Source organism: Stenotrophomonas maltophilia group sp. Smal32 (assembly GCF_030237085.1).
Lineage (GTDB): Bacteria > Pseudomonadota > Gammaproteobacteria > Xanthomonadales > Xanthomonadaceae > Stenotrophomonas > Stenotrophomonas maltophilia_Q.
In genome coordinates this window covers 3,618-15,364 of record NZ_JASJSI010000104.1, presented here as the reverse complement: position 1 = coordinate 15,364, position 11,747 = coordinate 3,618, and the positions used below count along the sequence as shown (strand labels likewise).

At 65.5% G+C, this 11,747-nt stretch carries 7 protein-coding genes; 5 read left to right on the top strand and 2 right to left on the bottom strand.

What is annotated here, in order from left to right; genetic code table 11:
• Nucleotides 1-306 precede the first annotated feature (306 nt).
• The 5 genes from QRO91_RS18495 (at nt 307) to QRO91_RS18475 (ending at nt 8,596) form a co-directional block, all read left to right on the top strand.
• Complete coding sequence (locus QRO91_RS18495) at nt 307-1,692, top strand: NAD-dependent succinate-semialdehyde dehydrogenase (RefSeq protein WP_197651171.1); 1,386 nt, start codon at nt 307-309, stop codon at nt 1,690-1,692.
• A gap of 65 nt (nt 1,693-1,757) precedes the next feature.
• Nucleotides 1,758-3,398 (top strand): acetolactate synthase large subunit, encoded by a 1,641-nt coding sequence (locus tag QRO91_RS18490; protein ID WP_285310504.1) that lies wholly within the window; start codon nt 1,758-1,760, stop codon nt 3,396-3,398.
• A 161-nt stretch (nt 3,399-3,559) separates the two neighbouring features.
• Nucleotides 3,560-5,071 carry a lysine--tRNA ligase gene (gene lysS / locus QRO91_RS18485; RefSeq protein ID WP_049429880.1) on the top strand — a complete coding sequence of 504 codons (1,512 nt, stop codon included), beginning with the start codon at nt 3,560-3,562 and terminating at the stop codon, nt 5,069-5,071.
• A gap of 205 nt (nt 5,072-5,276) precedes the next feature.
• A complete protein-coding gene (locus QRO91_RS18480) occupies nt 5,277-6,422 on the top strand; it encodes a two-component system response regulator (RefSeq protein WP_285310503.1) in 1,146 nt (381 codons plus the stop codon).
• A complete protein-coding gene (locus QRO91_RS18475) occupies nt 6,419-8,596 on the top strand; it encodes a response regulator (protein ID WP_049429882.1) in 2,178 nt (725 codons plus the stop codon). Before QRO91_RS18480 ends, QRO91_RS18475 begins: the two co-directional genes overlap by 4 nt.
• A gap of 74 nt (nt 8,597-8,670) precedes the next feature.
• Here QRO91_RS18475 and QRO91_RS18470 read toward each other — a convergent pair whose 3' ends face one another.
• Both QRO91_RS18470 and QRO91_RS18465 read right to left on the bottom strand, forming a co-directional pair.
• Nucleotides 8,671-9,543 (bottom strand): crotonase/enoyl-CoA hydratase family protein, encoded by an 873-nt coding sequence (locus QRO91_RS18470; protein WP_049429883.1) that lies wholly within the window; start codon nt 9,541-9,543, stop codon nt 8,671-8,673.
• Nucleotides 9,544-9,704: 161 nt separating this feature from the next.
• Complete coding sequence (locus tag QRO91_RS18465; protein ID WP_285310502.1) at nt 9,705-11,381, bottom strand: long-chain fatty acid--CoA ligase; 1,677 nt, start codon at nt 11,379-11,381, stop codon at nt 9,705-9,707.
• Between the last annotated feature and the right edge of the window lie 366 nt (nt 11,382-11,747).

The following is an 11,747-nucleotide window of genomic DNA, read 5'->3' as shown; positions in this document are numbered from 1 at the left end:
GGGGGGCGGGGGGGGGTGGGGGGGGGGGGGGGCCCGCGGGCGGGGGCCCCGCGGGGCGGGGGGGGGCGCCCCCCCCCCCCCCCCCCCCCCCCCCCCCCACCCCGCCATCCCACGGAATGCAGGCCTTTGACCTTGACGTTGCCCTGGCCTCTGCGGGTGCAGGGCGCAGCCCTGCCGATAACCCCATTCAGGCAGGTAAGTGCAGGTCACAGGATAAACAGACGCCTTGTTGCCTCCGCCAATCGGGTCCACATTCCTGTGCAGGAGACGGGCCACCGCCCGTTGTCGAGACAACAGGAGCCCTGCATGTCCGCTGCCCCCAGTACTGCCATTTCCCGCGATCCGGCCACTGGCCAGCAGATCGCCAGCCATCCCTTCGCTACCGACGCCGAACTGGAAGCCATCCTGGATCGCGGCCAGGTTGGCTTCGCCGCCTGGAGCGCCAGGAGCCTGGAGCAGCGGGCCGAGGTGCTGCGCGCGATGGCCGCTGTACTGCGCCGTGATCGCGAGAAACTGGCTGCGCTGGCCACCGCCGAAATGGGCAAGGTCCAGGCCGAAGCGCTGGCCGAGATCGAAAAGTGCGCCGTGCTGTGCGACTGGTACGCCGACCATGGCGCGCAGTTCCTGCGCGACGAACCGACCCAGGTGCCGGACGACAAGGCCTACGTGTCCTACCTGCCGCTGGGCGTGGTGCTGGGCATCATGCCGTGGAATTTCCCGTACTGGCAGGTGATGCGGGCGGCAGTGCCGATCCTGATGGGCGGCAACGGCTTCCTGCTGAAGCCGGCCGAGAACATCGTCGGCACCGCGCAGCTGCTCGACGCGGCCTGGCGCGATGCCGGGCTGCCGGAGGGCACCTTCATCGCGGCCAACATCAGCCGCGAGGGCACCAGTCGCGCGATTGCCGATGACCGCATTGCCGCGGTGACCCTGACCGGCAGCGTGGCCGCTGGCCGCAGCATCGCCGCGCAGGCCGGGCAGGCGTTGAAGAAGGTGGTGCTGGAGCTGGGCGGTTCCGATCCGTTCATCGTGCTGGCCGATGCCGATCTTGATGCGGCCGTCGATGCGGCGGTGGCCTCGCGCTTCCAGAATACCGGGCAGGTCTGCATCGCCGGCAAGCGCATCATCGTCGAAGACGCGGTCTACGAACGGTTCGTGGCGCAGTTCTGCGAGAAGGTGCAGGCGCTGACCATCGGCGATGGCCGCGACCCGGCCAACCGCATCGGCCCGATGGCGCGCCAGGACCTGCTGGAACAGCTCGATGCGCAGGTACGCGCGTCGGTCGATGCCGGTGCGCAGCTGCTGGTCGGCGGGCACCAGCTGGATCGTCCGGGCGCGTTCTATGCGCCCACCGTGCTGGCCGGGGTGGAGCCGGGTATGCAGGCCTTCGATACCGAGACCTTCGGCCCGGTGGCCTCGATCACCCGCGCCCGCGACGCCGACCATGCGGTGGAACTGGCCAACCAGAGCGAGTTCGGCCTCAGCGGCAACCTGTGGACCGGCGACCGCGCCCGTGCGATGCAGCTGGCGCGCCGGCTGCAGGCCGGCGGCGTGTTCGTCAACGGTTTCTCCGCTTCGGACCCGCGCGTGCCGATCGGTGGCGTGAAGAAGAGCGGCTTCGGCCGCGAGCTCTCGCACTTCGGCATCCGCGAGTTCGTCAATGCGCAGACGGTGTGGTTCGACAAGCGTTGACGCACGGCTTCCATCCTTCCTGCAACGATCCACCATCAGTCCAGCGAAAAAAGGACGGCATTCCCATGTCCAAGGGTTCAGACCTGCTCGTCGCCGCACTTGAGAACGAAGGCGTCGAGCGTATTTTCGGCATTCCCGGCGAAGAGAACCTCGACGTCGTCGAGTCACTCCGCCATTCCAGCATCGAGCTGGTGATCACCCGCCACGAACAGGCTGCGGTGTTCATGGCCGCCACCTACGGCCGCCTGACCGGCAAGCCGGGCGTGTGCCTGGCCACGCTCGGGCCGGGCGCGCTCAATTTCACCACCGGCGCCGCCTACGCGCTCCTTGGTGCGTGGCCGGTCATCATGATCACCGGCCAGAAGGGCATCGTCGCCAGCAAGCAGGCGCGCTTCCAGATCGTCGACATCGTCAGCACGATGAAGCCACTGACCAAGCAGGCGCGGCAGATCGTCTCGGCACGCACCATACCGACCATCGTCCGCGAGGCATTCCGTGTGGCCCAGGAAGAGCGCCCCGGACCGGTGCTGCTGGAGCTGCCAGAGGATATCGCGGCCGATGAGGTCGAGGGCGTGGCGCTGATTCCACCGCACGCGGTGGACCGGCCGATTGCCAGCCCGGAGGCGCTGGATCGCGCGGCCGAGATCATCCGCACTGCCAAGCGCCCGCTGCTGATGATCGCCTCGGCCGCCTCGCGGCCGCAGTCCAGCGAAGCGCTGTCGGCGTTCGTGCTGCGCGCCGGCATCCCGTTCTTCACCACGCAGATGGGCAAGGGCGCGGTGGCGGGTGGTTCGGGCCTGTACATGGGCACTGCGGCGCTGACCGAACGCGACTACGTGCACACGGCCATTGACCAGGCAGATGTGATCGTGACCATCGGCCATGAGGTCACCGAGAAGCCGCCATTCGTGATGCGTCCGGGTGGGCCGACCGTGATCCATATCGGTTACTCGCAGGCGGCGGTGGAGCAGGTGTACTTCCCGCAGGTGGAAGTGATCGGCGATATCGGTCGTTCGTTGACCCAGCTGGCTGACCGCATCGAAGGTGCGGTGCCGAACGCCGATGCGCTGCTGCCACTGCGCGCGACCATCCTTGAGCATCTGGCCGACCGTGCCGAGGAGGTCGGTTTCACCCCGCAGCGGCTGGTGCATGACGTACGCCAGGTGATGCCGCCGGACGGCATCGTGGCGCTGGACAACGGCATGTACAAGATCTGGTTTGCGCGCAACTACCGCACCCAGGTGGCCAATACGCTGCTGCTGGACAATGCGCTGGCGACGATGGGTGCAGGTCTGCCGTCGGCGATCATGGCCTCGATCCTGTACCCGCAGCGGCGGGTGCTGGCGGTGTGCGGCGACGGCGGGTTCATGATGAACAGCCAGGAGCTGGAGACCGCGCGCCGGGTGGGCCTGAACCTGGTGGTGCTGATCCTCAACGACGGTGCCTACGGGATGATCCGCTGGAAGCAGGCGGTGGATGGCTTCACCGACTATGGCATGACCTTCAGCAACCCGGATTTCGTCAAGTACGCGGAAGCCTATGGCTGCAAGGGGCATGAGGTAACCGCCATCGAGCAGTTCATCCCGACGCTGGAGGCGGCGTTCAATGAGGGTGGGGTGCACCTGGTGTCGGTGCCGATCGATTATTCGGAGAACCAGCGGGTGCTGGTGGACGAGTTGCGGCAGGCGTTCCCGGGGAACAGGTAGATATCCAGGGTCCAGGCAGGGTCCCGGATGGGGTCAGATCCCTTTTGCCTCGCAAAAGGGTTCTGACCCCTCTCCAGGCCGGGGCAGGGCGGTTTTGGTATGCTGTGGGGCCGGCCGTGCCGGGCGCGACACCCCCCTCACTACACGATTCCCGCAGATCCATGAGCGAAGCTACCGATACCCCCCCCGTTGACGAAAACAAGTTGATCGCCGAGCGCCGCGAGAAACTCAAAACGCTGCGTGGGCAGGGCATCGCGTACCCGAACGACTTCCGTCGCGAAGACTTCGCCGGCCGCCTGCAGGAGGAGTTTGCCGACGCTGAAACCTGGACCGCCGAGGCGCTGGAAGGCAACGGACGCCAGGTGAAGATGGCCGGCCGCTTGATGGCCAAGCGCATCATGGGCAAGGCCAGTTTCGCGCAGATCCAGGACGAGTCCGGCCGTATCCAGCTGTTCCTGCAGGGTTCCGTACTGGGTGATGCCTACACCGCCTTCAAGGGCTGGGACGTGGGCGACATCATCGCCGTCGAAGGCGGCCTGACCCGCACCAAGACCGGCGAACTGTCGGTCAAGGCCGAGTCGATCCGCCTTCTGACCAAGTCGCTGCGCCCGCTGCCGGACAAGTGGCATGGCCTGGCCGACGTCGAGCAGCGTTACCGCCAGCGTTACGTCGACCTGATCGTGACCCCGGAATCGCGCGCGGTGTTCATCAAGCGCTCGAAGATCATCCGCGCCATGCGCGCCTGGCTGGACAACCGCGACTTCCTGGAAGTCGAGACGCCGATGATGCATTACATCCCCGGCGGCGCGGCGGCCAAGCCGTTCACCACCCACCACAATGCGCTGGACCTGGACCTGTACCTGCGCGTGGCGCCGGAGCTGTACCTCAAGCGCCTGACCGTGGGTGGCCTGGAACGCGTCTACGAGATCAACCGCAACTTCCGCAACGAAGGCGTGAGCACCCGCCACAACCCGGAATTCACCATGATGGAACTGTACGAGGCCTATGCCACGTACAACGAAATCATGGACCTGACCGAAGGCGTGATCCGTGACGTGGCCCAGGCCGTGAACGGTGGCACTGAAGTGGAATGGGACGGCGCGAAGATCGACCTGGGCCCGGCCTTCCGCCGCTGGCGCATGGATGAAGCGGTGCGCCACCACAACCCGGAAATCTCCGCGGCCGACTGCACCGACCGCGAGGCGCTGCTGCGCCATTGCGAGCGCTTGAAGATCCGCGTCAAGCCGTCTTACGGCTGGGGCAAGCTGCTGCTGGAGATCTTCGAAGCCACGGTCGAACACACCCTGATCCAGCCGACCTTCATCACCGATCACCCGGTCGAGGTCTCGCCGCTGGCCCGTGCCAACGACAACGATCCGGGCTACACCGACCGCTTCGAGCTGTTCGTCAACGGCAAGGAGCTGGCCAACGGCTTCTCCGAACTGAACGACCCGGAAGACCAGGCGCAGCGCTTCCAGGCCCAGGTGGCCGCGAAGGAAGGCGGCGACGACGAGGCCATGCACTACGACGCCGACTACATCCGTGCGCTGGAGTACGGCATGGCGCCGACCGGCGGCCTGGGCATCGGCGTTGATCGCCTGGTGATGCTGCTGACCGGCAGCAGCTCGATCCGCGACGTGCTGCTGTTCCCGTACATGCGTCCGGAGCAGTAAGTCGCTTTTCTGACTCCTGATTGTGCGCGCCGTCGCGAAACGAGACGGCGCATTTGACGCCTCCCGCACTCGGCGTATCGTTAATGCACTACCTTGACGTCCGTTATGGCTTGATCGGCGTCAGGGGGATGACGCGTTGTGGAGAGTCCGCTTCACAATGCGATGACGATCATGAACCGGGACGCATGACACGGGAGTCGGGCCGATGCAGGGTGCGAGCGTTCGCAGCAGCAGGGTATCCTCGCCTGCTGATGATCCAGCATGGTCGAGAAACCAGGCGGAGTACGCGTTGAACATCGTCATTGTTGACGACCAGACGTCCGCGCGGACGATGCTGCGTCACGTCATCGAAGACATCGCGCCGGAATTGAGCGTGCATGACTTTGGTGATCCGCTGACCGCATTGGCCTGGTGCGAGGCGCATCCGGTCGACCTGCTGCTGCTCGATTACCGCATGCCGGAGATGGACGGGCTGGAGTTCGCCCGTCGTTTCCGTCGCCTGCCCAAGCACCGCGACATCCCGGTGATCCTGATCACTGTGGTCGGTGACGAGCCGATCCGGCAGGCGGCGCTGGAAGCGGGTGTCATCGACTTCCTGGTCAAGCCGATCCGCCCGCGCGAACTGCGCGCGCGCTGCTACAACCTGCTGCAGCTGCGCCAGCAGACCGAGAACGTGAAGCAACGCGCGTTGTCGCTGGAGCAGCGCCTGTTGGCCAGCATGCATGAGGTCGAAGAGCGCGAACGCGAGACCCTGTCGCGATTGGCGCGGGCGATCGAGTTCCGTGATGCCGGCACCAGTGCCTACCTCGAACGCATGGCACGGGTTGCGGGGCTGATCGCCGAGCAGCTGGGCCTGCCCGAAGACGACGTGCGCTTGATCGAGATGGCGGCGCCGCTGCATGACATGGGCAAGATCGCCATTCCCGATGCGGTGCTGCTCAAGCAGGGCAAGCTCAACGACGAGGAGCTGGCGATCATGCGCCGGCACCCGCGAATCGGCCATGAGCTGCTCAGTGGCAGCCAGAACCGTTTCATCCAGGTGGGCGCGCTCATCGCGCTGCGCCACCACGAGCGCTATGACGGCAGCGGCTATCCTGATGGCCTGGTCGGCGAGGCGATCCCGCTGGAAGCGCGGATCGTTGCTGTCGCCGACGTGTTCGATGCACTGATCTCACCCCGTCCGTACAAGGAAGCATGGACCATGGAAGCGACACTGGCTTATCTGTACGCCCAGCGTGGGCGACTGTTCGATCCGCGCTGCGTGGATGCGCTGATGCGCGGCCGTGAGCAGCTGGACCAGATCTGCGCCGAGCATTCGATGGCGTCCGCACGCCCGGGGCTGGGCGCGTGAAACGCCTGCTGTCGCGGCTGCGGCTGCGCCTGTCCCAGCGGCAGGACAGCGAGCACGGCCAGCAGATTGTCCGTATTGTCCTGATCAGCCTGATCCTTGCCTACGTGCTGTTGCCGGCGCCGCGCCACGACCTGCCGCATGGGCAGTACGTGGGTGTGTTGGCGATCGTGCTGACCGGGTTGAGCCTGTCCCTGCTGCTGTTCGGTTGGCTGCTGTGGCGACCGGCACGTTCCGACGCGCGCCGCGTGCTTGGCATGCTGGCCGACTACGGCCTGATCGCGGCCGGCATGGTGCAGATGGGTGAGCCGCTGGCCTGGGTCTACATCGTTGTGATGTGGGTGACGGTCGGCAACGGCATGCGGTTCGGCAACCACTACCTGTACGTGGCAGTGGCAATGGCCTTGGTGAGCTTCGGCTTCACCGTGCTCCAGACACCGTACTGGATGCAGAATTTCCGCTTGGCCATCGGCCTCTGGCTCGGACTGGCCGCAGTGCCGCTGTACTTCTCCACGCTGCTGCGGCAGCTGACCGAAGCGATGGCCGAGGCCCGGCGCGCGAGCGAGGCCAAGAGCCGCTTCCTGGCCAACATGAGCCACGAGTTCCGCACCCCGTTGAATGGGCTCAACGGTATGACCGAAGTGCTGGCGACCACGCGCCTGGATGATGAGCAGCGCGAGTGCCTCAGTACCATCCAGGCGTCTTCGCGCAGCCTGCTGGCGCTGGTGGAGGAGGTGCTGGACATCTCTGCCATCGAGGCCGGCAAGCTGCGGGTGGTGGCAGAGGATTTCGCCGTGACCGACGTGATCCAGGCGATCGGGTTGATCCTGATGCCGCAGGCCAGGGCCAAGGGCCTGGATTACCGGGTGAAGGTTGCCGACGGCGTGCCACCGCGCGTGCGCGGCGACGTCGGGCACCTGCGGCAGATCCTGTTGAACCTGGCGGGCAACGCAGTCAAGTTCACCGACCACGGCCGGGTCGAGATCCGTGTCGGTGTGGTGCATGCTGATACCAGTGGCGCGGTGCGGTTGCGCTTCGATATTTTCGATACCGGCATCGGCGTGGCGCCGGCGATGCGTGCGCGCTTGTTCGATGCCTTCGAGCAGGCGGATGTGAGCATGGCGCGCCGCCATGAGGGCACGGGACTGGGCACGACCATCGCCAAGGGCCTGGTCGAAGCGATGGACGGCGACATCGGCTATCTGGAGAACCCGCCGCGCGGTAGTCACTTCTGGGTCGAGCTGCCTTTCGCGCCACCGCAGCCGATGGTGCCGGGCGCGGTCCCGACCCTGTCCGGCGAGGAGGACGCGGGGCCCGGCGGGAACGTGATTGCCTTTGCCGATCCATTCCTGCGTCATCGCGCGCGCGTGCGCAGCATGCAGATCCTGGTGGCCGACGACCACGAGGCCAACCGCATGGTCCTGCAGCGCCTGCTGCAGAAGGCCGGTCACCGGGTGCTGTGCGTCGACGGTGGTGAAGCCGTACTGGACGCATTGGCCGACAGCGAGTTCGATGCGGTCATCGTCGATCTGCACATGCCGGGCATGAGTGGGCTGGACATGCTCAAGGAACTGCGCGTGATGCAGGCCGGCGGTGGTCCGCGCACGCCGGTGCTGGTGCTCAGTGCCGATGTCACGCCGGAGGCGATCCAGCGGTGCACCCAGGCCGGTGCCCATGCATTCCTGGCCAAGCCCGTGGTGGCGGTACGGCTGCTCGACACCCTGGCCGAGATCGCCAGCAATGCCCAGTTGAGGACCATGGCCGCGCCGGTCGTGCGACCCGCGGCGCCGTTGCAGGATGGGGTGCTCGACAGCAGCGTGCTGGACGAGCTGGCGTCACTGGGAATGGGTGAAGGGTTCGAGCGTGAGTTCATCCGCCAGTGCCTGGAGGACGCAGCGAGCTGCATGGGCAAGGCCGAGCAGGCGGGTGAAACCGCGCAGTGGGAGGTGTTCCGTGAGCAGTCCCATGCGATCAAGGGCGTGGCCAGCAACCTCGGACTGATGCGCGCGTCCAACCGTGCCGGCGAGTTGATGCGGATGGCCGACTGGCAGTTGAAGGCCGAATGGCGCGTACGCCTGGGTGTGCTGCAGGACGCCATCAAGGAAGGCCGGCGTGCGCTGGATGCGCGCGCCGAGCGCCGCCTGCGCGGTGCCGCCGAGGATGGTGAGGCGCGCTGAGCCTGGGCGTGTGGTGTCATAAAAAAAGCCCGGTGGCCAACCGGGCTTGAACCCATCCTGGGGGAGGGGATGAATCAGGCCGCGTCGAGACCGGCGCGACGGGTCTGGGCCTTGATCAGGCGATCCATGGTACGCAAGGAGCGGTCGCCAAGGGCGAGGGCGGAATCGACCCATACCTTGGTGATCTCCAGCAGTTCGTCGTAGCTGACCGCCTGGGCAATGCTGCGCGCGGCGTTCATTGCCAGATAGGACTGCGGGGTGCGTTGCTGCTGGCGGATCAGCTCTTCAACCGCGGCACGACCTTCGCCCTTCTTCGCCAGTACATCGACGATACCCAGCGCATGCATTTCCTCGGCGCTGTAGACACGGCCGTCAAGGATGATCTTCTCGGCCAGGTGCGGTGACACCCGCCGGCACAGGAACGAATAGGCGCCCATGCCGGGGAAAAGGCCGAACAGCACTTCGGGCAGGCCCATTCCGCTGCCTTCCTCGGCCACGATGGTGTGGCAGGCCAATGCCATTTCCAGGCCACCGCCAAGCGCGTCGCCCTGGATCAGGGCGATCGAACGCACGTCGCCGCCGAATCCGGTGTGCAGGTGGTGCACGCCTTCCACGCACCGCTGGGCGTAGTTCAGCAGGAGGTCGCGGTTGCCTTCGCGGATCAGGCGGGTGAACAGGTCCAGGTCGCCCCCCAGGTTGTAGGCGACGGCATCGGACGCCAGCACGAAATGCCGCAACGTGCCGCTGTGGCGCTCGGCGGGGCTGCGGGTGATGGCGGCCATGAAGCTCCACATCTCATCGAGCATGTCCTTTCGGCAGCACGGACGGATGCCGGTGGCAGCATCGGCATGCATGAACAACCAGTGGGCAGTGCCGTCGGCGCTGTCCTCGGTACGGATGGTGGCAAAACGCGAGCCGCTGCTCGGCAGCTTTTCGATGGTACTCATGGAAGGGTCCTCGGCATGCGGCCCGCAGAGTCAGGTGGGTGGCCGGCGGGCCGAACGGTCCACACACGCGGCGATGCTACACCGCCACCGGGGCGCCGCATGCGAAAGGGCCCGGAACGTTTCCGTCCCGGGCCCGATGCCGTTCAAATTGCCCGAAACCCTTACTGGGCGGGCGTATCGCGGAGTTCGCGGCGGAGGATTTTGCCGACGTTGGTCTTCGGCAGCTCCTTTCGGAATTCTACGATTTTGGGGTGTTTGTAACCGGTCAGGTTGGCCCGGGCATGTTCCTTGACCATTTCGGCGGTCAGGTTCGGGTCCTTCTTCACGATGACCACCTTGACCACCTCACCGGACTTCTCGTCCGGCACGCCGACCGCAGCCACTTCCAGCACGCCGGGCATCATCGCGATGACATCCTCGACTTCGTTCGGGTACACGTTGAAGCCGGACACCAGGATCATGTCCTTCTTGCGGTCGACGATGTAGAAGAAGCCCTGTTCGTCCATCTTCGCCATGTCGCCGGTGTGCAGCCAGCCGTCGGCGTCGATGGCCTTGTCGGTTTCCTCCGGACGCTGCCAGTAGCCCTTCATCACCTGCGGGCCCTTGATGCAGAGTTCGCCGACTTCGCCCAGCGGCAGGATGTTGCTGTTGTCATCCTTGATGCAGGCATCGGTGGACGGGATCGGCAGGCCGATCGAACCGTTGTACTCGGTGAGGGTAAGCGGGTTGATGCAGGCCGCCGGCGACGTCTCGGTCAGGCCATAGGCCTCGACCAGGGTAACGCCGGTCACCTTTTTCCAGCGTTCGGCCACGGCGCGCTGCACGGCCATGCCGCCGCCCAGGGTGACCTTCAGCGACGAGAAGTCGACCGTGTCGAAACCGGGGGTATTGAGCAGGCCGTTGAACAGCGTGTTGACGCCGGTGATGGCGGTGAAGCGCACCGACTTGAGCTCCTTGACGAAACCCTTCATGTCGCGCGGATTGGTGATCAGGTGGTTGCAGCCACCGAACTTCATGAAGACCAGGCCGTTCGCCGTCAGTGCGAAGATGTGGTACAGCGGCAGGGCGGTGATGATCCACTCCTTGCCCATCTCGATGCCCGACGCACTGATCCAGGCCGAGGCCTGCTGCATGTTGGCGATCAGGTTGCGGTTGGTCAGCATCGCACCCTTGGCCACGCCGGTGGTGCCGCCGGTGTACTGCAGGAAGGCGATGTCGTCGTGGTCGATCTCGACCGGCGGGAGCGCGTGGCGGCTGCCCAGCGTGAGTGCCTGCCTGAAGCGGACGGCACCCTTGACGTGGTAGTTGGGCACCATCTTCTTGATGTACTTCAGCACGAAGTTGACGATCGCGCCCTTGGGGCCGAGCAGGTCGCCCAGGCCGGTAGTGATCACGTGCTTGACCGGCGTGTCGGCGATGACCTGCTCGACGGTATCGCCGAAGTTGTCGACCACGACCAGTGCGGTCACGCCGGCGTCGACCAGCTGGTGCTTCAGCTCGCGGGCGGTGTACAGCGGGTTGACGTTGACCACGGTGAGGCCTGCGCGCAGCACGCCGAAGGTGGCCACCGGGTACTGCAGGCAGTTGGGCATCATCAGGGCGACGCGGTCACCCTTCTTGAGCTTGAGCTCACCCAGCAGGTAGGCCGCGAACTGGGTGACCAGCGCATCGGTCTCACCGTAGGTGAGCACCTTGCCGAAGCTGGAGTAGGCTGGACGGTCGCGGAATTTCGCGACGGAAGCGTCGAAGACCGAAGCTACCGAATGGAACTCGTTGACGTCGATCTCGGCGGGAACGCCTTTCGGATAGCTCTGCAGCCAGGGACGATCCAGACTCATATTCCCCCTCCAGGAATCGTGATGTATTAGGTTTCGGCCCTGAGCGTAGCGACAATGGCCGTTCATTGCAGCATACCCCGCCGTAGGGAAAACGCGAAGAGGGGTTTGCGTGCCGCATTGTGCGAACGCGTCAAACGCCGCCGGGGTTTGGCCCGCGGTTTCCTAGCCAGGACCCGCCGGGTTGAGCCCGGGCAATCCCGGGGGTTTTTTTAAACTTATACGGTGGGTCAACCCCTCTTTGGCAACCGTGTACCAATTGGCATGTTTTTATGGGGGGGTGTGGCGGGCCCCGCGGGGGGGGCGCGGCAACACAGGTCCCCCTTATATACCCAGAATTTTATTTGGTCGGTTTTTTTTTTAGGCACC

Coding starts and splice junctions, on each gene's coding strand:
- QRO91_RS18495 (WP_197651171.1), top strand. CDS start 307: ATGTCCGCTGCCCCCAGTACTGCCATTTCCCGCGATCCGGCCACTGGC.
- QRO91_RS18465 (WP_285310502.1), bottom strand. CDS start 11,381: ATGAGTCTGGATCGTCCCTGGCTGCAGAGCTATCCGAAAGGCGTTCCC.
- QRO91_RS18490 (WP_285310504.1), top strand. CDS start 1,758: ATGTCCAAGGGTTCAGACCTGCTCGTCGCCGCACTTGAGAACGAAGGC.
- QRO91_RS18470 (WP_049429883.1), bottom strand. CDS start 9,543: ATGAGTACCATCGAAAAGCTGCCGAGCAGCGGCTCGCGTTTTGCCACC.
- QRO91_RS18480 (WP_285310503.1), top strand. CDS start 5,277: ATGCAGGGTGCGAGCGTTCGCAGCAGCAGGGTATCCTCGCCTGCTGAT.
- lysS (WP_049429880.1), top strand. CDS start 3,560: ATGAGCGAAGCTACCGATACCCCCCCCGTTGACGAAAACAAGTTGATC.